The organism is Streptomyces sp. NBC_01017 (assembly GCF_045162795.1).
Taxonomy (GTDB): Bacteria; Actinomycetota; Actinomycetes; order Streptomycetales; family Streptomycetaceae; genus Streptomyces; species Streptomyces machairae.
This window is the reverse complement of record NZ_CP108683.1, coordinates 8199838-8225109: the sequence shown is the minus strand read 5'-3', so window position 1 is coordinate 8225109 and position 25272 is coordinate 8199838. Positions and strand designations below refer to the sequence as shown.

At 67.5% G+C, this 25272-nt stretch carries 21 protein-coding genes and 3 rRNA genes; 9 read left to right on the top strand and 15 right to left on the bottom strand.

What is annotated here, in order from left to right:
- Positions 1-20 precede the first annotated feature (20 nt).
- The 4 genes from OG331_RS37775 to OG331_RS37760 all read right to left on the bottom strand — a co-directional run bounded on the left by OG331_RS37775 (position 21) and on the right by OG331_RS37760 (position 4251).
- Complete coding sequence (locus OG331_RS37775; RefSeq protein ID WP_406205034.1) at positions 21-950, bottom strand: ABC transporter ATP-binding protein; 930 nt, start codon at positions 948-950, stop codon at positions 21-23.
- Positions 947-2032, bottom strand: a complete 1086-nt coding sequence (locus OG331_RS37770) for a FecCD family ABC transporter permease (RefSeq protein WP_406210556.1) — start codon at positions 2030-2032, stop codon at positions 947-949. Before OG331_RS37770 ends, OG331_RS37775 begins: the two co-directional genes overlap by 4 nt.
- Positions 2033-2040: 8 nt before the next feature.
- Positions 2041-3084, bottom strand: coding sequence for a FecCD family ABC transporter permease (locus tag OG331_RS37765; protein ID WP_406205031.1), 1044 nt, complete (start codon positions 3082-3084; stop codon positions 2041-2043).
- A 138-nt stretch (positions 3085-3222) separates the two neighbouring features.
- Positions 3223-4251 (bottom strand): HAD hydrolase-like protein, encoded by a 1029-nt coding sequence (locus OG331_RS37760; protein WP_406205029.1) that lies wholly within the window; start codon positions 4249-4251, stop codon positions 3223-3225.
- Positions 4252-4323: 72 nt separating this feature from the next.
- Here OG331_RS37760 and OG331_RS37755 point away from each other — a divergent pair, with 72 nt between their 5' ends.
- Entirely contained in the window at positions 4324-5616 is a 1293-nt protein-coding gene (locus tag OG331_RS37755; RefSeq protein ID WP_406205026.1) for a DUF1015 domain-containing protein, read from the top strand.
- A gap of 54 nt (positions 5617-5670) precedes the next feature.
- Here OG331_RS37755 and OG331_RS37750 read toward each other — a convergent pair whose 3' ends face one another.
- Complete coding sequence (locus OG331_RS37750; RefSeq protein ID WP_406210552.1) at positions 5671-6423, bottom strand: hypothetical protein; 753 nt, start codon at positions 6421-6423, stop codon at positions 5671-5673.
- Positions 6424-6477: 54 nt separating this feature from the next.
- Here OG331_RS37750 and OG331_RS37745 point away from each other — a divergent pair, with 54 nt between their 5' ends.
- A complete protein-coding gene (locus OG331_RS37745) occupies positions 6478-7545 on the top strand; it encodes a hypothetical protein (protein WP_406210935.1) in 1068 nt (355 codons plus the stop codon).
- A 90-nt stretch (positions 7546-7635) separates the two neighbouring features.
- Here the strand turns inward: OG331_RS37745 and rrf are convergent.
- From rrf to OG331_RS37725, 4 genes are all read right to left on the bottom strand, one after another.
- Positions 7636-7752 (bottom strand): 5S ribosomal RNA (gene rrf, locus OG331_RS37740).
- Positions 7753-7858: 106 nt separating this feature from the next.
- Positions 7859-10977, bottom strand: a 23S ribosomal RNA gene (locus OG331_RS37735).
- A gap of 317 nt (positions 10978-11294) precedes the next feature.
- A 16S ribosomal RNA gene (locus OG331_RS37730) occupies positions 11295-12820 on the bottom strand.
- The 16S, 23S and 5S rRNA genes sit together here, the layout of an rRNA operon.
- Before the next feature lie 531 nt (positions 12821-13351).
- On the bottom strand, positions 13352-14002 hold the full coding sequence (locus tag OG331_RS37725; RefSeq protein ID WP_406205023.1) for a DNA-3-methyladenine glycosylase: 651 nt from the start codon (positions 14000-14002) through the stop codon (positions 13352-13354).
- 141 nt (positions 14003-14143) lie between these two features.
- Here OG331_RS37725 and OG331_RS37720 point away from each other — a divergent pair, with 141 nt between their 5' ends.
- From OG331_RS37720 to OG331_RS37710, 3 genes are all read left to right on the top strand, one after another.
- Positions 14144-14926: a sporulation protein gene (locus OG331_RS37720; RefSeq protein WP_406205021.1), complete on the top strand. Its 783-nt coding sequence runs from the start codon at positions 14144-14146 to the stop codon at positions 14924-14926.
- A 43-nt stretch (positions 14927-14969) separates the two neighbouring features.
- Entirely contained in the window at positions 14970-15509 is a 540-nt protein-coding gene (locus OG331_RS37715; RefSeq protein WP_406205018.1) for a YbhB/YbcL family Raf kinase inhibitor-like protein, read from the top strand.
- A gap of 146 nt (positions 15510-15655) precedes the next feature.
- Entirely contained in the window at positions 15656-16162 is a 507-nt protein-coding gene (locus OG331_RS37710) for an HNH endonuclease (protein ID WP_406205015.1), read from the top strand.
- Positions 16163-16307: 145 nt separating this feature from the next.
- On the opposite strand, the gene OG331_RS37705 is transcribed toward OG331_RS37710, so the two are convergent.
- The 3 genes from OG331_RS37705 to OG331_RS37695 form a co-directional block, all read right to left on the bottom strand.
- On the bottom strand, positions 16308-17252 hold the full coding sequence (locus tag OG331_RS37705; protein ID WP_406205012.1) for an SPFH domain-containing protein: 945 nt from the start codon (positions 17250-17252) through the stop codon (positions 16308-16310).
- A 132-nt stretch (positions 17253-17384) separates the two neighbouring features.
- Complete coding sequence (locus OG331_RS37700; protein WP_406205009.1) at positions 17385-17816, bottom strand: NfeD family protein; 432 nt, start codon at positions 17814-17816, stop codon at positions 17385-17387.
- A gap of 94 nt (positions 17817-17910) precedes the next feature.
- A complete protein-coding gene (locus OG331_RS37695) occupies positions 17911-18708 on the bottom strand; it encodes an ABC transporter ATP-binding protein (RefSeq protein WP_406205007.1) in 798 nt (265 codons plus the stop codon).
- A gap of 146 nt (positions 18709-18854) precedes the next feature.
- On the opposite strand from OG331_RS37695, the gene OG331_RS37690 reads away from it, so the two are divergent.
- On the top strand, positions 18855-19643 hold the full coding sequence (locus OG331_RS37690; RefSeq protein WP_406205004.1) for a hypothetical protein: 789 nt from the start codon (positions 18855-18857) through the stop codon (positions 19641-19643).
- A 209-nt stretch (positions 19644-19852) separates the two neighbouring features.
- Here the strand turns inward: OG331_RS37690 and chpE are convergent, their stop codons facing one another.
- The 3 genes from chpE to OG331_RS37675 all read right to left on the bottom strand — a co-directional run bounded on the left by chpE (position 19853) and on the right by OG331_RS37675 (position 22046).
- Positions 19853-20098: a chaplin ChpE gene (chpE, locus tag OG331_RS37685; protein ID WP_406205001.1), complete on the bottom strand. Its 246-nt coding sequence runs from the start codon at positions 20096-20098 to the stop codon at positions 19853-19855.
- A gap of 168 nt (positions 20099-20266) precedes the next feature.
- Positions 20267-20908, bottom strand: coding sequence for a response regulator transcription factor (locus OG331_RS37680; protein WP_328428680.1), 642 nt, complete (start codon positions 20906-20908; stop codon positions 20267-20269).
- Entirely contained in the window at positions 20901-22046 is a 1146-nt protein-coding gene (locus tag OG331_RS37675; RefSeq protein ID WP_406204997.1) for a GAF domain-containing sensor histidine kinase, read from the bottom strand. The genes OG331_RS37680 and OG331_RS37675 overlap by 8 nt, the downstream gene beginning before the upstream one ends.
- A 240-nt stretch (positions 22047-22286) precedes the next feature.
- On the opposite strand from OG331_RS37675, the gene OG331_RS37670 reads away from it, so the two are divergent.
- The 3 genes from OG331_RS37670 to OG331_RS37660 all read left to right on the top strand — a co-directional run bounded on the left by OG331_RS37670 (position 22287) and on the right by OG331_RS37660 (position 25167).
- A complete protein-coding gene (locus tag OG331_RS37670; RefSeq protein WP_406204994.1) occupies positions 22287-22985 on the top strand; it encodes an SDR family NAD(P)-dependent oxidoreductase in 699 nt (232 codons plus the stop codon).
- Complete coding sequence (locus tag OG331_RS37665) at positions 22982-24124, top strand: S-adenosylmethionine:tRNA ribosyltransferase-isomerase (RefSeq protein ID WP_406204991.1); 1143 nt, start codon at positions 22982-22984, stop codon at positions 24122-24124. The genes OG331_RS37670 and OG331_RS37665 overlap by 4 nt, the downstream gene beginning before the upstream one ends.
- A gap of 299 nt (positions 24125-24423) precedes the next feature.
- Positions 24424-25167 carry a transglycosylase SLT domain-containing protein gene (locus tag OG331_RS37660; RefSeq protein ID WP_406204988.1) on the top strand — a complete coding sequence of 248 codons (744 nt, stop codon included), beginning with the start codon at positions 24424-24426 and terminating at the stop codon, positions 25165-25167.
- Positions 25168-25272: the final 105 nt, after the last annotated feature.

Below are 25272 nucleotides of genomic sequence, written 5' to 3'. Positions count from 1 at the left end.
GGAAGCTGCTCCAGGTCCCCTCATGAGGCCTCTGCGGCGGCGACCTTCGTGACGTCCGCCTTCGTGACGTCCGCCTTCGTGACGTCGGCCTTGTCCCCGACCCGTGCCTTCCGCGCCGCCGGCACCACCAGCGGCGTCCCCGTCTCGGGGTCGTCGATGACCTGGCAGCGCAGGCCGAAGACGTCCTCGACCAGCCCGGCGGTCACGATGTCGTTCGGCGCGCCCTCGGCGATGATCTCCCCGCCGCGCAGGGCGATGAGGTGCGTGGCGTACCGGGCGGCGTGGTTCAGGTCGTGCAGCACGGCGACCAGCGTCCGCCCCTGCTCCTCGTGCAGCTGGGCGCACAGGTCGAGGACGTCGATCTGGTGCTGGATGTCGAGGTAGGTCGTCGGCTCGTCGAGCAGCAGCAGCGGCGTCTGCTGCGCGAGCGCCATCGCGATCCACACGCGCTGCCGCTGGCCGCCGGACAGTTCGTCGACATAGCGATCCGCGAGCTCGGCGACCCCGGTCTGCTCCATCGACTCCTGTACGACCCGCTCGTCCTCGGTCGACCACTGGCGCAGGATCCCCTGGTGCGGATACCGGCCGCGGCCCACCAGGTCGGCGACCGTGATCCCGTCCGGTGCGATAGACGACTGCGGCAGCAGGCCCAGCGTGCGCGCGACCTTCTTCGCCGGCATCGACTGGATGACCTGCCCGTCCAGCAGGACCCGGCCCTGGCTGGGCTTGAGCATCCGCGACAGCGCCCGCAGCAGCGTGGACTTGCCGCACGCGTTCGGGCCGACGATCACGGTGAAGGAGTTGTCGGGTATCTCCACCGACAGCTGCTCGGCGATGACCCGCTGGTCGTAGGCGAGGGTGACGTTGTCGGCGGACAGGCGGTTCACAGTGCTCCTTCGGTTGTTCAGCCCGTTGCTGAGGCTCTCGTTGCCGTTGCTGCCGGCGCTCATATCCGGCCCGCCTTGCGCTCGGTGACCAGCAGCCAGAGCAGGTACACGCCGCCGAGCACGCCCGTGACCACGCCCACGGGCATCTGGTCGGCGCCGAAGACCCGTTGGGAGATCCAGTCGGCGGCGACGAGGAGGGTGGCGCCCATGCACAGCGAGGGCAGCAGGTTCGGCCCGGGCGAGCGGGTCAGGCGCCGGGCGAGCTGCGGCGCGGTCAGCGCCACGAAGCTGACGGGGCCCGCGGCGGCGGTGGCGGCCGCGGTGAGCAGCACGGCGGCCAGCATCAGCAGCAGCCGTACGCGTCCGACACGCACCCCCAGGGCGTACGAGACGTCGTCGCCCATCTCCATCATCCGCAGCCCGCGCGCGTTGGCGAGGACGAGCGGTACGAGGACGACGCACAGCGCGAGCAGCGGCCAGACCTGGGCCCAGTCACGCCCGCTGAGGGAGCCGGTCATCCACACGACCGCGCGGGCCGCGTCGACGAGGTCGGCCTTGGTCAGCAGATAGCCGTTGACCGCGGTCATGATCGCGGACATGCCGATACCCACCAGCACCAGTCGGTACCCGTGCACGCCCCGCTTCCAGGCCAGCAGATAGATGGCGAGCCCGGTCGCCAGTCCACCCACGAGCGCACCCACGGTGACCTGGGCGGAGTCTCCGGAGAACAGCACGATCACCACGAGCGCCCCGGCCGTTGCCCCCTGCCCGAGGCCGAGGATGTCCGGGCTGCCCAGCGGGTTGCGGGACAGCGCCTGGAACAGCGCCCCGCCGAGGCCGAGCGCGGCACCGACGAGGAGCCCGACCAGGACCCTGGGCAGCCGCAGGTCGTTGACGATGAACTCCTGCCCCGCGTTGCCGTTGCCGACCAGCGTCTTGAGCACGTCGCCCGCCGAGATCGGGAAGTCGCCGGTGCCGATCAGCAGGACGCTCGCGGCGAGCGCGGCGAGCAGCAGCAGGACGACGGCGGTCAGCGCCCGGACGTCCAGCCGGACGGAGATCCCGCCCGGCGTCCGCACGGCACGGTTGGCGCGGGTCGCACGGGTGGTCGCCGCCGGCGCGGCGCTCTTGGCTTCGCTCTTCACTGCGGTCCTCACAGCTGGGCCGTCCTCCGCCGTCGTACGAGAAAGATGAAGACCGGTCCGCCCAGGATCGCGGTGACGATGCCGACCTGGAGCTCGGCGGGCCGGGTGACGGTCCGGCCGAGCACATCGGCACCGAGCAGCAGCACCGGCGACAGGACGGCCGCGTAGGGCAGGATCCAGCGCAGGTCGGGCCCGGTGAAGGACCGCACGACATGCGGCACCATCAGGCCGACGAACACGATCGGCCCGCAGGCCGCGGTGGCGGCGCCGCACAGCACGGTCGCGGCGAGCATCGACAGCACCCGGGTCCGGTTCAGGTTGGCGCCGAGCGCCTTGGCGGTGTCGTCGCCCATCTCCATGGCGTTGAGCGGCCGGGCGAGGGCGAGCGCGAGGACCACACCGACGACGAGGAACGGCAGCACCTGCCTGATGGTCGAGTCCGTCGCCGAAGTCAGTGAACCGACCGTCCAGAAGCGCATCTTGTTCAGCGCCGCGTCGTCCATGATCATCACGGCCTGGAGATAGCCGTAGAGCGCGGCGCTGATCGCCGTACCGGCGAGCGCGAGCCGGACCGGTGTGGCGCCCCGGCTGCCGCCGAGGAACCAGACCATCGCCCCGACCGCGGCAGCGCCGAGGAAGGCGAACCAGACATAGCCGCTGAGGCTGGTGACACCGAAGAACGTGATGGCGGTGACGACCGCGGCGGACGCGCCCGCGTTGATGCCGAGCAGCCCGGGATCGGCGAGCGGGTTGCGGGTGAGCGCCTGCAGCACCGCCCCGGCGAGACCGAGCGCGGCGCCGGCCAGCAGTCCGAGGACGGTGCGCGAGATCCGGTCGTCGACCACGACGTCGCCGTAGGTCCCGGAACTCTCGAACAGCCCGTGCCACACCTCCCCCAGAGAGAGCTGTTTCGCCCCGATCGCGATGCTCGCCAGAACGACGACCACCAGAATCAGGACAGAGACAAGCAGCCCAACGGCACGTATCGCCCGTCGGGTTGGGGGCGCGGACTGGGACTCCGCGCGCTGTTCAGGAGGACTCTCGACCAACACGCAGTTAGGTTAGCCTACCCTCCCATTCAGCCACGATCCCGCCGTACAAGGTCACCTTGCCGCCGTACGGCGTCACCGTCCCGGCCACAATCCCTCCCCAGCGACGTCACACCCCCGGCCACGGCGATCCCTACCAGGTCACAACCCCAGCCGCGCCAGCCCCTTGCCCGCATCCAGCGCGCACGAGCCGTCCCCGGCCGCGGTCCAGGCCGCCGCACACAGCGCCCGCAGCCCATCCAAGGCCTCACCGTCGCCGACGAGTTCCAGCCGGTCCGTCCGCGCGGTCGCCGTCCAGCCACCGCACCGGAAGCTGCCTCCGTCCTCGGCAACCTCGGGCTGCCCGGTGAGCAACCCGCGCAGATCGGCGTCGACATAAGTCGGCCGATGCTGCGGCGGCGCGGCAAGCAGCTGCGCGCCGTCCGTCACGCCGGTCAGCACGAGCAGCGAGTCGACGTCCCCGTTGAACGCGCCCTCGATGTCCGTGTCCAGCCGGTCCCCGACGACCAGCGGCCGCTCGGCGCCCGTGCGCAGGATCGTCTCCCGGTGCATGGGAGGCAACGGCTTGCCCGCCACCTGAGGCTCGGCGCCGGTGGCTATGCGCACGACCTCCACCGCCGCGCCGTTGCCCGGCGCGATCCCGCGCGCGCCCGGAATCGTCAGGTCGGTGTTGGACGCGAACCACGGCATCCCACGCGCGATGGCGTAGCACGCCTCCGCGAACCGGCCCCACGCCAGCTCCGGCCCGCCGTACCCCTGCACGACGGCCGCCGGATCGTCGTCCGCCGACTCCACCGGCTCCAGCCCGCGCTCGCGCAGCGCCACCCGCAGCCCCTCCCCGCCGATCACCAGCACCCTGGCGCCCGCCGGCACCTGCTCACTGATCAGCCGCGCAGCCGCCTGCGCCGAGGTGATGACGTCGTCCGCCCCCGTGGGTATCCCCAGCGCGGTCAGATGCGCGGCCACGACGTCCGGAGTCCGCAGGGCGTTGTTCGTGACGTACGCGAGATGCATCCCGCCCGCACGGGCCGTGGCCAGCGACTCCACGGCATGCACGATCGCGTTGCCCCCGGCGTACACCACGCCGTCGAGGTCGAGCAGCGCCGTGTCGTACACCTCGCTCAGAGCCTGGCCACTGCCCTCCGGCCTCCTCCTGACGCTCTGGCTCATTCCACATCGCTCCTCGCTCGACGGCTTTCCCTCGATCATCCCCCATGCCACTGACACCCGTACGATGCCGGGATGAACACAGCAGGTCACCAGGAAGCAACGGCGCGCCGAGGCCTCGAACTCACCCCGTTCCGAGGGCTTCGCTACGCCCCCGACCGGGTCGGCAGCCTGGCCGCCGTGACATCGCCTCCGTACGACGTCGTCGTCCGCCCCGACGGCCTGCACCACCTTCAGGACGCGGACCCGTACAACATCGTGCGGCTGATCCTCCCTCAGGCCGACACCGCGGACGCCCGCAACGACCAGGCCGCGACGACCCTGCGCCGCTGGCTGTCCGAGGGCGTACTGACCACCGACCCGGAGCCCGGCCTCTACGTCTACGAGCAGCGTGAAGGCGAGGGCATGCTGCAGCGCGGCATCATCGGAGCGCTGCGCGTGACGGAGCCCTCGGAGGGCCTCGTCCTGCCGCACGAGGACGTCATGCCGCACGTGGTCGCCGACAGAGCGGCTCTGATGCGCGCCACCTCCGCGAACCTCGAACCGCTGCTGCTGACCTACCGCGGCAACGGCACGGCGACCGACACGACCGCCGTCATCGAGCGCACGATCGAGGGCCCTCCGCTGTTCGCGACCACCACGGAGGACGGCTTCAGCCACCGCCTGTGGTCGATCACCGACCCCGCCGACCTGGCCCGCGTCCAATCGGACCTGACACTCCGCCAGGCCCTGATCGCCGACGGCCATCACCGCTGGGCGACATATCGACGTCTACGCGCGGAGCACGGCTCGCCCAGCCCCTGGGACTACGGCCTGGTCCTCCTCGTCGACACGGCCCGCTACCCCCTCCGCGTCCGCGCCATCCACCGCCTCCTGCACGACCTGCCGGTGCCGGACGCCCTGGCCGCCCTCGACGGCCACTTCCGCGTACGCCGCCTCGAAGTCCCGCTTGCCGAGGCCCTGGAAGCGCTTGCCGACGCCGCCTGCGCGGGCAACGCCTACCTCCTCGCCGGAGACGGCGCCTTCCACCTCGTCGACGACCCGGACCCGGCCCTCCTCGACCGCACGATCCCCACCGACCGCCCCGCGGCCTGGCGCACCCTGGACGCCACCGTCCTGCACGCCACACTCCTCGCCCACATCTGGCACATCCCCGAGGACGACCCCACCCGCATCGCCTACATCCACGACACCGCCGCCACCGTCAAAAAGGCGGAGAGCGACGGCGGTACGGCCGTCCTGATGCACCCGGTCCGTGAGGACGTCGTACGCGACCTGGCCCGCCAGGGCGTGACGATGCCCCGCAAGTCGACGTCGTTCGGCCCGAAGCCGGCCTCGGGCCTGGTGCTGCGCACCCTGGACGGGTAAACGCCGAAGGGCGGGACCCCGGCCCGGGATCCCGCCCTTCATGTCACACGCAGCTCACTCCTTGCCGCCCTCTTCGGGATCGACCGGAGCCTGCTCATCACGGCTGCCGTCGCTCTCGCCCTCGCTCTCGTCGAAGGCGTCGACGAACTCGACACCGTCCAACTCGGCGAGCCGGTCGGAGGCATCCGTGCTGCCGTCCTTGTCCGCCTCGACGGCCTTGGCGAACCACTCACGCGCCTCACCCTGCCGCCCGGCGGCCGCCAGCGCGTCCGCGTAGGCGTACCGCAGCCGCGCGGTCCACGGCTGTACGGCGTTGGAGGCCAGCTCGGGGCTCTGCAGCGTCACGATGGCCGCGTCCAGCTGCCCCATGTCACGCCGAGCGCCGGCCGCGACGAGCCGCATCTCGACCTGCCCGGCCTTGTCCAGCTTGTGCACCTCGGACGCCCCGGCCATGTCCAGCGCCTTCTCCGGCCGCCCGAGCCCACGCTCACAGTCGGCCATCAACGGCCACAGCTCCACGCCGCCGGACATCCGCCGCGCCGCCCGGAACTCGGCAAGCGCCTCGGCGTACTTCTGGTTCGCGTACGCCGCGAACCCGGCCGCCTCGCGCACGGCCGCGACACGCGACGCCAGCCGAAGGGCCACCTTGGAGTAGCCGTACGCGCCCTCGGGGTCCTCGTCGATGAGCCGCGCGACCATCACCAGGTTCTTGGCGACGTCCTCCGCGAGCGTCTTCGGCAGGCTCTGCAGCTCCTGCCGTACGTCCTTGTCGATCTCGTCACCCGTGACGTCCTCCGGGATCGGCAGCCGCTTGATCGGCTCACGGTCCCGGTCCCGCTCATCACGGAACCGGCCACCGCCATGCCGGTCGTCACGCCGGTCATCTCGCCGATCGTCACGCCCACGGAACCCACCGGGACGCCCACCGCGGTCGTCCCGACGGGGCCCACGACCACCACGGTCGTCCCGCCCCCGGAACCCACCACGGTCGCCCCGGCTGTCATCCCGCCGGAAGCCGCCACGGTCATCGCCACGCCGATCATCCCGACGGTCGTCACGCCGATCATCCCGACGGTCGTCACGCCGATCATCCCGACGGTCGTCACGCCGGTCATCTCGACGGAACCCACCGCGGTCATCGCCACGTCGGTCGTCACGACGGTCATCACGCCGGAAGCTGCTGCGATCGCCGCCGCGGTCATCACCCCGACGGTCGTCACGACGGTCATCACGCCGGAAGCTGCTGCGATCGCCGCCGCGGTCATCGCCACGTCGGTCGTCACGACGATCGTCACGGCGGAAGCCCCGATCCCGATCGTCGCGGCGGAAGCCTCCGCGGTCACCATCACGACGGTCGTCGCGCCGGGCATAGCCGCCACCACGGTTGTCGTCCCGCCGGAAGCCACCGCGGTCATCACCACGACGGTCATCGCGCCGGCCGAAACCACCGCGCTCGTCGTCGCGACGCTCCCCCCGGTCGTCACGACGGAAGGACGGACGATCGCCCTCGCGACGGACGCCACGGTCACGGTCGTCCCGACGCGGGCCACCGGAACGGTCGTCCCTACGGAACGGCGGACGGGGACCGCGATCGCCTTCACGCCGGTCGCCACCACGGTCATCACGCCGGCCGTAGCCACCGCCACGATTGTCGTCCCGCCGGAAGCCGCCACGGTCATCGCCGCGACGATCGTCACGTCGGTCATCGCGGCGGAAGCCACCGCGGTCGCCGCCCCGGTCGTCACTACGGCGAGCGTCACGGCGCCCGTGGCCACCACGGTCGTTGTCGCGACGGTCACCACCACGGTCACCACCACGGTCGCCGCCGCGGTAACCGCCTCGATCCCCCCGGTCACCGCGGTCACCACTGTCCCGTCGCCGCGGTTCGCGCTCCGGTCGGTCGTCGGGAGAGTTGGTGGACATCGGTGACTCCTGTCTTAGGTACTGCAAGCATTGTAAAAACGAAAGGACCCCTGGTCCCAGCTGAACGCTGGTGACCAGGGGTCCTTCCCAAAGATTGTTCGGCGGCGTCCTACTCTCCCACAGGGTCCCCCCTGCAGTACCATCGGCGCTGTAAGGCTTAGCTTCCGGGTTCGAAATGTAACCGGGCGTTTCCCTCACGCTATAACCACCGAAACCCTAATGGTTTCGAGCGAACAAGCACACTTTTCTTTTGTCTGTTCTGCTCAAGAAACCGGCAACGGTCGTTGCCTCAGAACTAACACAGTGGACGCGAGCATCTATGGACAAGCCCTCGGCCTATTAGTACCGGTCACCTCCACACGTTGCCGTGCTTCCAGATCCGGCCTATCAACCCAGTCGTCTACTGGGAGCCTTACCCCATCAAGTGGGTGGGAATACTCATCTCGAAGCAGGCTTCCCGCTTAGATGCTTTCAGCGGTTATCCCTCCCGAACGTAGCCAACCAGCCATGCCCTTGGCAGAACAACTGGCACACCAGAGGTTCGTCCGTCCCGGTCCTCTCGTACTAGGGACAGCCCTTCTCAATATTCCTGCGCGCGCAGCGGATAGGGACCGAACTGTCTCACGACGTTCTAAACCCAGCTCGCGTACCGCTTTAATGGGCGAACAGCCCAACCCTTGGGACCGACTCCAGCCCCAGGATGCGACGAGCCGACATCGAGGTGCCAAACCATCCCGTCGATATGGACTCTTGGGGAAGATCAGCCTGTTATCCCCGGGGTACCTTTTATCCGTTGAGCGACGGCGCTTCCACAAGCCACCGCCGGATCACTAGTCCCGACTTTCGTCCCTGCTCGACCCGTCGGTCTCACAGTCAAGCTCCCTTGTGCACTTACACTCAACACCTGATTGCCAACCAGGCTGAGGGAACCTTTGGGCGCCTCCGTTACTCTTTAGGAGGCAACCGCCCCAGTTAAACTACCCATCAGACACTGTCCCTGATCCGGATCACGGACCCAGGTTAGACATCCAGCACGACCAGAGTGGTATTTCAACGATGACTCCCCCTGAACTGGCGTCCAGAGTTCACAGTCTCCCACCTATCCTACACAAGCCGAACCGAACACCAATATCAAACTGTAGTAAAGGTCCCGGGGTCTTTCCGTCCTGCTGCGCGAAACGAGCATCTTTACTCGTAGTGCAATTTCACCGGGCCTATGGTTGAGACAGTCGAGAAGTCGTTACGCCATTCGTGCAGGTCGGAACTTACCCGACAAGGAATTTCGCTACCTTAGGATGGTTATAGTTACCACCGCCGTTTACTGGCGCTTAAGTTCTCAGCTTCGCCAGGACGAATCCTGACTAACCGGTCCCCTTAACGTTCCAGCACCGGGCAGGCGTCAGTCCGTATACATCGCCTTACGGCTTCGCACGGACCTGTGTTTTTAGTAAACAGTCGCTTCTCGCTGGTCTCTGCGGCCACCCCCAGCTCAGGAAGCAAGTTCCCTCACCAGTGATGGCCCCCCTTCTCCCGAAGTTACGGGGGCATTTTGCCGAGTTCCTTAACCATAGTTCACCCGAACGCCTCGGTATTCTCTACCTGACCACCTGAGTCGGTTTAGGGTACGGGCCGCCATGAAACTCGCTAGAGGCTTTTCTCGACAGCATAGGATCATCCACTTCACCACAATCGGCTCGGCATCAGGTCTCAGCCTTGTGTGCGACGGATTTACCTACCGCACGGCCTACACCCTTACCCCGGGACAACCACCGCCCGGGCTGGACTACCTTCCTGCGTCACCCCATCACTCACCTACTACAGGTCTGGTCCGTCGGCTCCACCACTCCCCTTTGCCCGAAGGCTCCAGGGCGGCTTCACGGACTTAGCATCGCCTGGTTCAATGTTTGACGCTTCACAGCGGGTACCGGAATATCAACCGGTTATCCATCGACTACGCCTGTCGGCCTCGCCTTAGGTCCCGACTTACCCTGGGCAGATCAGCTTGACCCAGGAACCCTTAGTCAATCGGCGCACACGTTTCTCACGTGTGAATCGCTACTCATGCCTGCATTCTCACTCGTGAACCGTCCACCACTGCCTTCCGGCGCGGCTTCACCCGGCACACGACGCTCCCCTACCCATCACAGCACCCGTTGGGGCTATTTGCTGCAATGACACGACTTCGGCGGTACGCTTGAGCCCCGCTACATTGTCGGCGCGGAATCACTAGACCAGTGAGCTATTACGCACTCTTTCAAGGGTGGCTGCTTCTAAGCCAACCTCCTGGTTGTCTCTGCGACTCCACATCCTTTCCCACTTAGCGTACGCTTAGGGGCCTTAGTCGATGCTCTGGGCTGTTTCCCTCTCGACCATGGAGCTTATCCCCCACAGTCTCACTGCCGCGCTCTCACTTACCGGCATTCGGAGTTTGGCTAAGGTCAGTAACCCGGTAGGGCCCATCGCCTATCCAGTGCTCTACCTCCGGCAAGAAACACACGACGCTGCACCTAAATGCATTTCGGGGAGAACCAGCTATCACGGAGTTTGATTGGCCTTTCACCCCTAACCACAGGTCATCCCCCAGGTTTTCAACCCTGGTGGGTTCGGTCCTCCACGAAGTCTTACCTCCGCTTCAACCTGCCCATGGCTAGATCACTCCGCTTCGGGTCTTGAGCGCGCTACTGAATCGCCCTATTCGGACTCGCTTTCGCTACGGCTTCCCCACACGGGTTAACCTCGCAACACACCGCAAACTCGCAGGCTCATTCTTCAAAAGGCACGCAGTCACGAGAATGTGCAAGCACATTCCGACGCTCCCACGGCTTGTAGGCACACGGTTTCAGGTACTATTTCACTCCCCTCCCGGGGTACTTTTCACCATTCCCTCACGGTACTATCCGCTATCGGTCACCAGGGAATATTTAGGCTTAGCGGGTGGTCCCGCCAGATTCACACGGGATTTCTCGGGCCCCGTGCTACTTGGGTGTCTCTCAAACGAGCCGCTGATGTTTCGACTACGGGGGTCTTACCCTCTACGCCGGACCTTTCGCATGTCCTTCGCCTACATCAACGGTTTCTGACTCGTCCTGTCGCCGGCAGACAACAGAAGAGAGATCCCACAACCCCGTATACGCAACCCCTGCCGGGTCTCACACGTATACGGTTTAGCCTCATCCAGTTTCGCTCGCCACTACTCCCGGAATCACGGTTGTTTTCTCTTCCTGCGGGTACTGAGATGTTTCACTTCCCCGCGTTCCCTCCACACTGCCTATGTGTTCAGCAGCGGGTGACAGCCCATGACGACTGCCGGGTTTCCCCATTCGGAAACCCCCGGATCAAAGCCTGGTTGACGACTCCCCGGGGACTATCGTGGCCTCCCACGTCCTTCATCGGTTCCTGGTGCCAAGGCATCCACCGTGCGCCCTTAAAAACTTGGCCACAGATGCTCGCGTCCACTGTGCAGTTCTCAAACAACGACCAGTACACCGTCACACACCACCTCAGTGGTGCTTCACCGGCGCCGGCAACCGAAGCACAACCTTGCGGCCGTTACTTCAGACACCCAACAGCGTGCCCGACCAGATCCCGTCCGGAGATCATGCTTTCCACGCTCTTGCGAGCAGTACTTGCAGCCTCCGACCCGGAAACCCGGCCGAATAATCAACGTTCCACCCATGAGCAACCACCGCAGAACGTTTGCCTGCGTAGTGGCCTCTGACCTCGTCCCGAAGGACTCGGTAAGAAGTGCTCCTTAGAAAGGAGGTGATCCAGCCGCACCTTCCGGTACGGCTACCTTGTTACGACTTCGTCCCAATCGCCAGTCCCACCTTCGACAGCTCCCTCCCACAAGGGGTTGGGCCACCGGCTTCGGGTGTTACCGACTTTCGTGACGTGACGGGCGGTGTGTACAAGGCCCGGGAACGTATTCACCGCAGCAATGCTGATCTGCGATTACTAGCAACTCCGACTTCATGGGGTCGAGTTGCAGACCCCAATCCGAACTGAGACAGGCTTTTTGAGATTCGCTCCACCTCACGGTATCGCAGCTCATTGTACCTGCCATTGTAGCACGTGTGCAGCCCAAGACATAAGGGGCATGATGACTTGACGTCGTCCCCACCTTCCTCCGAGTTGACCCCGGCGGTCTCCTGTGAGTCCCCATCACCCCGAAGGGCATGCTGGCAACACAGAACAAGGGTTGCGCTCGTTGCGGGACTTAACCCAACATCTCACGACACGAGCTGACGACAGCCATGCACCACCTGTACACCGACCACAAGGGGGGCACTATCTCTAATGCTTTCCGGTGTATGTCAAGCCTTGGTAAGGTTCTTCGCGTTGCGTCGAATTAAGCCACATGCTCCGCTGCTTGTGCGGGCCCCCGTCAATTCCTTTGAGTTTTAGCCTTGCGGCCGTACTCCCCAGGCGGGGAACTTAATGCGTTAGCTGCGGCACCGACGACGTGGAATGTCGCCAACACCTAGTTCCCACCGTTTACGGCGTGGACTACCAGGGTATCTAATCCTGTTCGCTCCCCACGCTTTCGCTCCTCAGCGTCAGTAATGGCCCAGAGATCCGCCTTCGCCACCGGTGTTCCTCCTGATATCTGCGCATTTCACCGCTACACCAGGAATTCCGATCTCCCCTACCACACTCTAGCTAGCCCGTATCGAATGCAGACCCGGGGTTAAGCCCCGGGCTTTCACACCCGACGTGACAAGCCGCCTACGAGCTCTTTACGCCCAATAATTCCGGACAACGCTTGCGCCCTACGTATTACCGCGGCTGCTGGCACGTAGTTAGCCGGCGCTTCTTCTGCAGGTACCGTCACTTTCGCTTCTTCCCTGCTGAAAGAGGTTTACAACCCGAAGGCCGTCATCCCTCACGCGGCGTCGCTGCATCAGGCTTTCGCCCATTGTGCAATATTCCCCACTGCTGCCTCCCGTAGGAGTCTGGGCCGTGTCTCAGTCCCAGTGTGGCCGGTCGCCCTCTCAGGCCGGCTACCCGTCGTCGCCTTGGTGAGCCATTACCTCACCAACAAGCTGATAGGCCGCGGGCTCATCCTTCACCGCCGGAGCTTTCAACCTTCACAGATGCCAGTGAAGGTGGTATCCGGTATTAGACCCCGTTTCCAGGGCTTGTCCCAGAGTGAAGGGCAGATTGCCCACGTGTTACTCACCCGTTCGCCACTAATCCCCACCGAAGTGGTTCATCGTTCGACTTGCATGTGTTAAGCACGCCGCCAGCGTTCGTCCTGAGCCAGGATCAAACTCTCCGTGAATGTTTTCCCGTAATCGGGACGACACACACGAGAGCGGAACAGCCAGGCGGAATAAGCCCGGCCGTTCACAGCGTCCTCGCTGTGTTTATTTCAAAGGAACCTCGCCACCGGGAACTAATGTTTCCGGTAGACGGGGTATCAACATATCTGGCGTTGATTTTTGGCACGCTGTTGAGTTCTCAAGGAACGGACGCTTCCTTTGTACTCACCCTCTCGGGCTTTCCTCCGGGCGCTTCCCTTCGGTCTTGCGTTTCCGACTCTATCAGACCTTTTCTCGATCCGATTCCCTGTCGGCGGGATGCCTTGAGGCTTTGGGCTTTCGCCCGTCGGCCTTTCGACATTCACTACGTTAGCCGATTCCTCGGCCCGATTCATAATCGGGCCCTGCGCAATCGAATTCGGGCATGCGGGCACGCCGGAATCGACCCCGCTTAGGGGTTCTCCTAGGTAGTGGGTTGGCCGCTCCGGCTGCTGACTTCGCAGTACCCGGTTCAGCGGCTCGGGCCACGTTACGCGCCTCGTCAGGGCGCGTCAACTTGGACGACGCCTGGGGACGTGGGCCCGATAGGGGCTCACCGTGGGGTCGTTGGCGATCCAGTAGCGCCAGGGGTGGACGTCACCGTTTCCGCCGTCGCCCGCCACACCGGTGCGTGGGCCGTTGCGTACCTGCTCGGAGTGGGTCGGGGTGCCGGCAAGGATCTTCAGCGGGGTCTCGCCGGAGGCGCAGGCGTCCGTACCGTCCAGTGCTCGGTCCACGTCCAGGGCGGTTGCCAGGCGGGCCGGGCCTTTGGCCAGTTCCTTGTCGTTGCGGGCCGAGAGTCGACGTGTGCGGGCGAGCTCGGCGCCCTCGACGATCTCGCCGGCGCGCAGCAGGACCGCGCTCGCCTCGCCGTCGGGGCCGCACACCAGGTTCATGCAGTGCCACATGCCGTAGGTGAAGTAGACGTAGACGTGTCCGGGGGGACCGAACATCACGTCATTGCGGGGGGTGCGGCCGCGATAGGCGTGGGAGCCGGGGTCGTTCGGGCCGTCGTAGGCCTCGACCTCTGTGAGGCGGAGGGTGATCGGACCGTCCGGGGTGCTGCGTACGAGGATGCGGCCCAGGAGGTCGGGGGCGACTTCAAGGACGGGCCGGTCGAAGAAGTCCCGGGGCAGGGGCGTACGGTCGGGGGTCGCGATCATGCCGTCCGAGGGTAGTGCAGACGGGTGGTGGCGACGGGGTGGTCAGGGGGCCTGCGACTTGCCAGGGTGGGAGCGCGGAACCGGCCACGGCCGGATCGCGTTTGTAGGGATCAAGGGATCCACTCTGAAAAGAGGAGAGTCATGGCGTTCAAGAAGCTGCTCGCGAGCCTGGGGGCCGGCGGGGCTTCGGTCGAGACGGTGCTGACCGAGGTCAACGTCGTGCCGGGCGGTGTCGTCCAGGGTGAGGTGCGGATTCAGGGCGGGTCCGTGAACCAGAACATCGAGGGCCTGTCCGTGGGCCTTCAGGCGCGTGTCGAGGTCGAGGGCCAGGACTCGGAGTACAAGCAGGACATCGAGTTCACGAAGATGCAGCTCGGTGGTGCCTTCGAGCTGCAGGCCGGGGGCGTGCACGCGGTGCCCTTCGGGCTGGAGATCCCGTGGGAGACGCCGGTCACGACGATCGACGGTCAGACGCTGCGCGGCATGAACATCGGTGTGACGACCGAGCTGGCGATCGCGCGGGCCGTGGACTCCACCGACCTGGACCCGATCAGCGTGCACCCGCTGCCCGCGCAGAAGGCCATCCTCGACGCCTTCATCCAGCTGGGCTTCCGCTTCAAGAACGCGGACATGGAGCGCGGCCACATCCGCGGTACGCGGCAGAAGCTGCCGTTCTACCAGGAGATCGAGTTCTTCCCGCCGCAGCAGTACCGCGGGATCAACCAGGTCGAGCTGAGCTTCGTCGCGGACGAGCGCACGATGGACGTCGTCCTCGAAATGGACAAGAAGCCGGGGCTGTTCAGCGAGGGCAGCGACACCTTCCGGTCGTTCCAGGTGGGTCTGAACGACTTCCAGGGGACCGACTGGGCGGCGTACCTCAACCAGTGGCTGTCCGAGGTCGGCAGCAAGCGCAACTGGTTCTAGGCTCGGAACTGCTGATTCCACCGGTTCATCAGGAGGTATCGAAGTGACCGAGCTCAAGCGGCGGCCGCTGCCCCACGACTTCCATCCGCCTGTGCCGTCCTTCACGGTCACGAGCGAGGACGTAGAGCAGGGCGGGACCCTCAAGGATGCTCAGGTCCACGCGGCGGGCAACACCTCGCCGCAGCTGCGCTGGGAAGGCTTCCCGGCTGAGACCAAGAGCTTCGCCGTGACCTGCTACGACCCCGACGCCCCTACGGGCAGCGGGTTCTGGCACTGGGTCGTCTTCGACATCCCGGCCTCGGTGACCGAGCTGCCGGCCGGTGCGGGCAGCGGCAAGTTCGAGGGGCTGCCGGAGGGGGCCGTACAGGCGCGGAACGACTATGGGTCGAAGGAGTTCGGCGGTGCCGCGCCGCCGCCCGGGGACGGGCCGCATCGCTATGTGTTCACGGTGTACGCCGTGGACCAGGAGAAGCTCGGTCCGGACTCGGACGCCAGTCCGGCCGTCGTCGGATTCAACCTGCGGTTCCGCGCGATCGCGCGCGCTCATGTGATCGGTGAGTACGAGGTGCCCGCCGAATCCTGACGTTCATGGAACGTTTGCCCGCCCCTGGTCATGGAAGTGATCGGGGGCGGGCATTTTTTATTTCGTTGTCCATCTCGGCGTGCCCGGCCAGAGTTGATCCCAGCCCGCCACGGGGTGGGCGGCTGCACACGGGAGGTGGGCTGGTCATGCGGGACACGCTGGTACTGAACGCGAGCTTCGAGCCGCTGTCGACGGTGACGTTGAACCGAGCCGTCGTTCTGGTGCTTCAGGACAAGGCCGTCGTTGAGCAGGCCCACCCCGAACTGCGCATGCGCGGAGCAGCGGTCGACATACCCGCGCCCCGGGTGATCAGGCTCTGCAGGTACGTACGGGTGCCGTTCCGAAGACAAGCGCCGTGGTCGAGGCGGGGTGTTCTGGTGCGGGACCGGCACCGGTGCGCGTACTGCGGGCGCAGGGCCACGACCGTGGACCACGTGGTGCCGCGGTCGCACGGTGGGCAGGACACGTGGCTGAATACGGTCGCCTCGTGCGCCGAGGACAATCATCGGAAGGCCGACCGGACGCCTGAGCAGGCGGGGATGCCGCTGCTTCGGGAGCCGTTCGAGCCGACGCCTGCCGATGCGATGTTGCTGACGCTGGGGGCCGACGAGTTTGCTGCGCTGCCGGATTGGCTGGCAACGGACGCGGCCTGACGCCTGACTATTCGCCGGGGGCTTTGAGCTGTTCGTCGGCTGCCGGTTGCCGGGGGCTGGTCGCGCAGTTCCCCGTGCCCCTAGAAGCCTTTGGGGCTCGCCTTCCTTGGAAGGCGAGCCCCATCGTCGTACGGCCGTACGCGTCTCAGTCGATCGACGGCTTCTCTCGGCGTTCCGTTCCTGTGCCGGAGCCGCCGTTGCCTGAACCTCCGCCCAGGCCGCTGAGGTTGCCCATCGCGCCCGACAGGCCCTTGAGGGCGTCGCCGATTTCGCTGGGGACGATCCAGAGCTTGTTGGCGTCGCCCTCGGCGATCTTGGGGAGCATCTGGAGGTACTGGTAGCTGAGGAGCTTCTGGTCGGGGTCGCCGGCGTGGATGGCCTCGAAGACCGTCCGGACGGCCTGGGCCTCGCCCTCGGCGCGCAGGGCGGCGGCCTTGGCCTCACCTTCGGCGCGCAGGATCTGGGACTGCTTCTCGCCTTCGGCGGTGAGGATCGCGGCCTGGCGCGTACCTTCCGCGGTGAGGATGGCGGCGCGCTTGTCACGGTCGGCGCGCATCTGCTTCTCCATCGAGTCCTGGATGGAGGTGGGGGGCTCAATTGCCTTGAGTTCGACGCGGTTTACGCGGATGCCCCACTTGCCTGTCGCCTCGTCGAGGACGCCGCGCAGGGCCGCGTTGATCTCCTCGCGGGAGGTCAGGGTGCGCTCCAGGTCCATGCCGCCGATGATGTTGCGGAGCGTGGTGACGGTGAGCTGCTCGATCGCCTGGATGTAGCTGGCGACCTCGTAGGTCGCGGCGCGGGCGTCGGTCACCTGGTAGTAGATGACGGTGTCGATGTTCACGACCAGGTTGTCCTGGGTGATCACCGGCTGGGGCGGGAACGGCACGACCTGTTCGCGCAGGTCGATGCGGTTGCGGATGGTGTCTATGAACGGGACCACGATGTTGAGGCCCGCGTTGAGTGTCCGCGTGTATCGGCCGAAGCGCTCGACGATGGCCGCGCTGGCCTGCGGGATGACCTGGATCGTCTTGATCAGGGCGATGAAGACCAACACCACCAGAATGATCAAGACGATGATGACCGGTTCCATCGTCTTTCCCCGTACCCCTTCTCCACCGCGGCGTTTTCCGCAGATCTTATGGTTGTTGAAGATCTTGCTGGTCGAGTGTGACAGACCGTCGCCGAACTCGCGGCGGGTTCGCGCCAGTTACGTCGTGCGAGGTCACATGACGATCGCCGTGGCCCCCTCGATGTCCACGACGTCCACTTCCTGGCCTGCTTCGTAGGCGCGGTCGGTGTCGAGGGCGCGTGCCGACCAGACCTCCCCGGCGAGCTTGATCCGGCCGCCGGAGGCGTCGACGCGCTCCAGAACGACGGCCTGCCTGCCCTTCAAGGCCTCGATGCCGGTGGCGAGTTGGGGCCGCTGTGCGCGATGTCTGTTCGCGATGGGCCGTACAACGGCGATGAGTGCGGTCGAGACGACGACGAAGGACACGACCTGGACGACGGCGTCACCGCCGAAGATGCCGGCGACCACCGCGGCCGCCACGGCGCCCACCGCCAGCATGGCGAGTTCGGGCATCGCGGTGATCACGAGCCCGATGCCGAGCGCAGCCGCGCCGATCAACCACCAAACCCACGCGTCGATTTCCACATGGTCATGGTAGGACTGCGGGCCCGGTCGCCGACAGGGCGCCGATCGTTTGAAAAGCCCTTCTTACCGGGGTTTTGCGGGGTGAAGGAGCGAGTCAGGAGAGCGGGAGGCCCTGTGCCGTCCAGCGGTCGCCAACCTGTTCGACGACGAGCGGGAGGCCGAAGCAGAGGGAGAGGTTGCGGGAGGTGAGTTCGAGCTCCAGCGGGCCCGCGGCGAGGACCTTGCCCTGACGGATCATCAGGACGTGGGTGAAACCGGGGGCGATCTCCTCGACGTGGTGCGTGACCATGATCATGGAGGGCGCGATCGGGTCGCGGGCGAGGCGGCCGAGGCGGCGCACGAGGTCCTCGCGGCCACCGAGGTCGAGGCCGGCGGCGGGCTCGTCGAGGAGGAGGAGCTCGGGGTCGGTCATCAGGGCACGGGCGATGAGGGTGCGCTTGCGCTCGCCCTCGGAGAGGGTGCCGAACTTGCGGTCCACGTAGTCGCTCATGCCGAGACGGTCGAGGAAGGCGCGGGCGCGCTGCTCGTCGATCTCGTCGTAGTCCTCGTGCCAGCCGGCGGTCATGCCGTAGGCGGCGGTCAGCACGGTCTGCAGGACCGTCTGCTTCTTGGGCAGCTTGTCGATCATGGCGACGCCGGCCGTTCCGACGCGCGGACGCAGCTCGAAGACGTCGGTGCCGGGCTTGCCGAGGGTCTCGTCGAGGATGGAGACGGTGCCCTTGCTGGGGAAGAGGTAGCTGGAGGCGAGGTTCAGGAGGGTGGTCTTGCCGGCGCCGTTCGGGCCGAGGATGACCCAGCGCTCGCCCTCCTTGACCGACCAGGAGACCTGGTCCACCAGAGCCCGGCCCTCGCGGACCACGGATACGTCCTGAAGCTCCAGAACATCGCTCATGAGCGCGTTGTCTCCCCTTGCAGTGTGACCGGTCTCGGCGTCTCGGCGTCTCGGTGGTCGCGTGCGCCTGTGGGCGCAGCCCTCAACGAAATCTACGCCACCGGTCGGGCGCTTCATTCCATCGGTCCGGTCCTTAGGGTGGGGGCATGCTCTCGGAACCGCGTTCAGGACGCCTTGCGGCTTGGGGAAATGCCCTTTTGGCCGGACTTGTCTCGCCGGATGATGCTGTGCTGGAGATCGTCGGGGACGATGCCGTGCACAGGGTGGAGGGCCTGCCGGGTGAGTCGGCGCCCGTCGGGCTCACGCTGGCGCTGGGCCGGCTGCGGGCGCTCGGGGTGAGCGGGCTGCGGGTCGCGCTGCCCGCGCCGGGGCATCCGCTGGGGCTGAGCGGTCCGCCGGAGTTCAATGCGCGGGCGATGGATGCCGAGGAGGCGGTGATCTGTCACGGCGCCGCGCTCGGGCTGGTGCCGGAGGTGTACGAGGCCGGGCCCGAGGGTGATGTGCATGTCGAGGTCGTCTGGCATGTGCTGCCGGTGCGGGAGGCGCCTCCTGCGGATGTGCCGTCTCTGGGCGAGGCCGAGCGGGAGCTGGCGGAGGCCCTGCGGGATGCGACCGAGGTGTTGTCCCGGCTGGATGTGGCCGGGTCGGGGCCGGTGGCCGAGGCGGCGATCGATGCGTATCGGGCTCGGGCCGAGCGAGGGCGGGAGGTTTTGGCGCCGGGGTATCCGCCGCGGGCGGTGCGGGTGCTGGAGCTGGCGCAGCGGGTGGGGTTGTTGATTTCGCTGGCCTATGCGAACGGGCACGGGGGTGCGGTGAGCTCCGCTGAGATGGGGGCTCGGGCTGAGGCGTTGCGGCCGGTGGAGCGGGTGGCTCGGCGGGCGCAGGTCGCTTCGTACAACGCGTATGTGGAGGAGCGGGAGCGGGGCGTGCGGTGAGCGTCCCTCGGTCGTGGCCGGCGTTGGTGTGACCGTCCTCTGGGGGCTCCGCCCCCAGACCCCCGTTTCGGCCTGGACGGCCTCGTCCTCAGGCGCCGGACGGGCTGGATTGGCCGGCCTGCGCTGGAGAGTCCCCCTCGCCGACAAACAGACCGGCCTCCCGGGGTGGGGCCGGGAGGCCGGAGGTCACTGCTTGCTTCGGGTGGGCGTCACTTGTTGACGGCCAGGTTGCCGAAGGCGGGGTTCAGGATGCCGACGACGTTCACGCTGTTGCCCGAGACGTTGACCGGGATGTGAACCGGGGCCTGGACGAGGTTGCCGGAGACGACGCCCGGGGAGCCCACGGCCTTGCCGTCGGCGTGCGCGCCGTCGGTGGCGGAGGCCATTCCGGCACCGGCGGCCAGCAGGCCACCCGCCACCATCGTCACGGCCGCTGCCTTCTTCAGGTTCTTCACTTCTAAGCCCTCCTTGCGATTGCCGCGGCAGTCGCCGCAGCACGCACTGGAAAACGGTGGAGATCCACGAAGGATGCGCCATCCGGGGGACATTCCCACGACGGTATGAATCTCAGTCCGGAGCGGAACCCTCCGTATTGCCGTCCGTCACGTCCTGCGGAGAGCGTTTCAGCCGGTCACGCCATGGCGTACGGCCCACAGGGCTGCCTGGGTGCGGTCCGCCAGGTCGAGCTTCATCAAGATGTTTGAGACGTGTGTCTTGACGGTCTTCTCGGAGAGGACCAGGGCCCGCGCGATCTCGCGGTTGGAGCGGCCGTCGGCGATCAGGCCGAGCACCTCGCGTTCGCGGTCCGTCAGCGAACCGGCTCGTCCCTGCCCCGAGTTGGCCTCCTCCTGGGACAGCAGGGCGCCCGCGACCTCGGGTTGGAGCAGGATGTGCCCGGCGTGCACGGAGCGGATGGCGCCGGCGAGGGCGTCCGGATCCACGTCCTTGTAGACGTAGCCGGCGGCGCCCGCGCGCAGGGCCGGGATCACCGTGCGCTGTTCGGTGAAGCTGGTGACGATCAGAACGCGCGCGGGGTTGTCGAGTTCGCGGAGCTTGCGCAGGGCGTCCACGCCGTCCATGCCCGGCATCTTGACGTCCATCAGCACGACGTCGGGCTTGAGTTCCTCGGCGCGGGCCACTCCCTCGGCGCCGTCGGCGGCCTCGCCCACGACCTCGATGTCGTCCTGCACTTCGAGGAACGTGCGCAGGCCCCGGCGGACGACCTGGTGGTCGTCGACGAGCAGCACCTTGATTGCGTCAGCCACCGGGGACCTCCATCTCGATCACGGTGCCCTTGCCGGGCGCCGATTCCACGGTCAGCGTGCCGCCGACCCCGCTCGCCCGGTCCCGCATGGAGACCAGGCCGAGGTGGCGCCCGGCGCGGCGTATCGCCTTCGGGTCGAAGCCGCCGCCGTCGTCCGTGATGCGCAGTACGGCTCCGCTGTCGCGCCGGTCCAGCCTCACGTCGACGTGCTCGCCGCCGGAGTGCCGCAGGGCGTTGTGCAGGGCCTCCTGGGCGACGCGCAGTACGGCCTCCTCCTGGGCGGCGGGCAGGGCCTTCACGCCGCGGCCGGCGAAGGTCACGCGCGCGGTGTGGGCGCGGTCGAGGACCTGGATCTGGGTGCGCAGGGTGGCGACGAGGCCGTCCTCGTCGAGGGCCGCGGGGCGCAACTCGACAACCGCGGCGCGCAGTTCGTCGGCGGCCTCGGCGGCGAGTTCGGCCACCTGGTGCAACTCGCCCTTGGCGCGCGACGGGTCACGGTCGATCAGTGCGGCTGCCGCCTGGGCCGTCAGGCGCAGGGAGAAGAGCTTCTGGCTGACCGCGTCGTGCAGTTCGTGCGCGAGGCGCGAGCGCTCCTCGGCGATCGTCAGCTCGCGGCTGCGTTCGTACAGGCGGGCGTTGGTCAGGGCGATCGCGGCGTGCTGGGCGAGGATGCCGAGGAGGTCCTCGTCCTCCTCGGTGAAGCCGCAACTGCCTTCCGGCTTCGGGCAGTTCTTGTTGGCCAGGAAGAGCGCGCCGATGACCTCGTCGTCGTCCCGGATCGGCAGGCCCAGGAAGTCGGACATGTCGGGGTGCGCCGACGGCCAGCCCTCGAATCGGGGGTCCTTGCGGACGTCGGCGAGGCGCTCGATCTCGGCCTCCCGGAGCATGGCGGCGAGGATGCCGTGCTGGCGTGGGAGCGGGCCGATGGCCTTCCACTGTTCGTCGCTGACTCCGTCGACCACGAACTGGGCGAAGCCGCCGTGGTCGTCCGGAACACCGAGCGCCGCATACTGCGCGTCGAGCAGCTCGCGGGCCGAGGCGACGATCGTCTTGAGGACGTCCCGCACCTCGAGATGCCTGCTCATGGCCAGCAGCGCGGAGCTCACCGCGGCTAGGCCGGACCTGGGGCCTTGACTCATGCCCTCACGGTACCGGCGGGGTGTGACAGCCGGATCGGACCTGTGGCGGCGGCCGGCTAGGGCGCCGGTCCTAGTCCTCTGGTCCCCCGATCAGCGGCGTAGGGCGAACGGTCCCCGGTGCGGCTTAGGACGAAGGGCCCCGCGGCTTTGCGGCCCGCGTCCGAGGCGGTGCGGGCGGCCCCGTTCCTACGTTGGGGGCACCGCCGATCGGAGGCGGCCCGGTACGAGGGGACGGTTGTCATGTCGGTAGCAATCATCACGGGAGCCTCGAAGGGTCTGGGGCGGGCGCTCGCCGAGGCGCTGGCCGCGCGCGGCTGGGATCTGGTGCTCGACGCCAGGACGGCGGAGGTCCTCCAGGAGACCGCCGCCGGGCTCCGGTCGTACGGCACGCGCGTGAAGGCCGTGCCCGGGGACGTCACGGACGCCGGGCACCGGGCCGAGCTGGTGGCCGCCGCCTGGCGGCTGGGCGGCGTCGATCTGCTGGTGAGCAACGCCAGCGCGCTGGGTGTCGAGCCGCTGATACGGCTGGACGAGCTGCCGCTGGAGGGGCTGCGGCGGGCGCTGGAGGTGAACGTGGTCGCCGCGCTGGGCCTGGTCCAGGAGGCGCTGCCGCTGCTGCGGGCGTCCGGGACGGGCGCTGTGATCACGGTCAGCTCGGATGCTGCCGCCGAGGCGTACGAGACCTGGGGCGGGTACGGCGCGTCGAAGGCGGCGCTGGACCATCTCGCGGCGGTGCTCGGCGAGGAGGAGTCGGGGCTGCGGATCTGGGCGGTCGACCCCGGGGACATGGCCACGGACCTGTATGCGGCGGCCGTACCGGACGACGACGATCCACGGCCGATGCCGGCCGGCGTGGTGCCGGCCTTCCTGCGCCTGCTGGACGAGCGTCCGGCGAGCGGCCGCTATGGGGCGCCGGCTCTGCTGGAGGGACGGCGATGACGCTGGCGATGGGGGTCCCCCCGCGCGAGCCTGTTCGAGCGTGGGGGAGGGTGCCTGAGGAGCTGTCGGCCCGGGTGCCGGCCGAGCAGCGGGGGCCGGGGCTGGACCGGGATGCCGTACGGCTGCTGGTGTCGCGGGGCACCGAGGTGACGCATCACGCGTTCGGCGAGCTGCCGCGTCTGTTGCGGGCCGGGGATCTGCTGGTCGTGAACACGTCGGAGACGCTGGCCGCCGCCGTGGACGGGCGGATCGGGCACACGCGCGTGGTGGTGCACTTCTCCACGCGCGGGGACGACGGGCGGTGGGCGGTCGAGCTGCGGGATCCCGATGGGAGCGGCGCCACGCGCGCGCGTGCGGGCGGGCCCCCGGGATGTGAGGTGCGGCTGCCGGGCGGGGTGCGGCTGGTGCTGGAGGAGCCGCTCGGCGCGGGGAGTGAGCGGCTGTGGTGGGCGCGGATCGCCGGGTCCCGGGAGAGCTCCCGCGGGGCAGGGGTCCTCGGACTCCTGCGTGAGCACGGGCGGCCGATTCGTTACTCCTATACGGAGCGCGACCAGCCGCTCTCCGTGTACCAGACGGTGTTCGCGCTGCCGTCCGCCGACGGGACGGGCAGCGCGGAGATGCCGAGTGCGGCGCGGCCCTTCACGCTGCGGATGGTGACGGAGCTGGTCAGCCGGGGTGTGCAGTTCGCGCCGATCACCCTGCACACCGGGGTGGCCTCGGCGGAGGCGCACGAGCCGCCGTATCCGGAGCGGTTCGCGGTGCCGGAGGCTTCGGCTCGGCTGATCAACGCGGCGAAGGCAGGGGACGGCAGGGTCGTCGCCGTGGGGACGACGGCCGTGCGGGCGGTGGAGTCGGCTGCGGGCGTCGACGGGGTCGTACGCGCGCGTGAGGGGTGGACGGACCTCGTTGTCACGCCGGAGCGCGGGGTGCGGGTGGTGGACGGGCTGCTGACCGGGCTGCACGAGCCCGAGGCCTCGCATCTGCTGATGCTGGAGGCGGTCGCCGGGCGGACCGCGATCGACCGCAGCTACGAGGCGGCGCTGCAAGGGCTCTACCTGTGGCACGAGTTCGGCGACGTGCATCTCATCCTGCCGGAGGAGGGTCCTCACGCAGAGCGTTGCGCCAGCAACTGCCGGTGAGACTGCTGCGCGGCCGATGTGAGCCCGCGCATAGGGCGCAGGTCACGTACGAAAGTCCGTAGTAGGTAGTGACGTCCCTTTTGAGCGGGACAGACGGTCCTGTCTGTCCCGTTTTGCCCTTCCTGGGTCCACTACCGAGGATCGTACGTCACACCTTTGCCACGCCATTTTGCGGCCGCTAAGAATTGCTCTCGTCGCTCAGCGCCGTGGGTTCAGACCGCGGCGTTTGTGCAGGAAGCACCCGTGTCCCCTGACGGACAGCGAGCGACCTCCGCGCTATTCGAAGAGGTCCCACTGCCATGCTCAAGAACACCAAGAACCGTCTTAGTCGCACGCTCACCAAGCGCCACAAGATCGCGATAGCCGGCGTCGGTACGCTCGGCGCCGCCGCTCTCGCCCTGTCCGCCGTCCCGGGCAACGCCCAGACGACCACGGCCGAGGCCCCCACGGGCAAGGTGGCGTACAGCAACGAGCAGATCAAGGACGTCAAGCCGAGCGTCACCAACCAGCTCGCCGCTGCCGGCGTGAAGGCCGAGGAGATGTCGGCCAAGCACAAGGCCGCCGTGGCCGCCGCCAAGCACCGCGCCGCCGTGGCCCACGACAAGCACGTGGCCGCCAAGGCCGCCGCCGCGAAGAAGGCCGAAGCCGCGCGCAAGGCGAAGGCTGCCGCGAGCCGCGACGCCAAGCGCATCCAGGTCAAGCCGGTCGCTGCCAAGACCTACGCGAACAACCTCGACGGTTGGATCCGCGAGGCCCTCGACATCATGAAGAAGCACGACATCCCGGGCACCTACAACGGCCTGCACAAGAACATCATGCGGGAGTCCTCGGGTAACCCGAACGCGATCAACAACTGGGACATCAACGCCCAGAACGGCGTCCCGTCGATCGGTCTGCTCCAGGTCATCAAGCCGACCTTCGACGCGTACCACGTCGCGGGCACGCCCAAGAGCCAGTACGACCCGGTCGCCAACCTCACCGCCGCCGCCAACTACGCGGCCGACCGGTACGGCTCGATCGACAACGTCAACAGCGCGTACTGAGCGAGGTAGGCGCGGGCCTCTGATCCGTACGCCGAAGGGCGGCACCCTCCTGATGGGGTGCCGCCCTTCGGGCGTGGTACGACGGCGTCTGCTCGCGGTCGTACT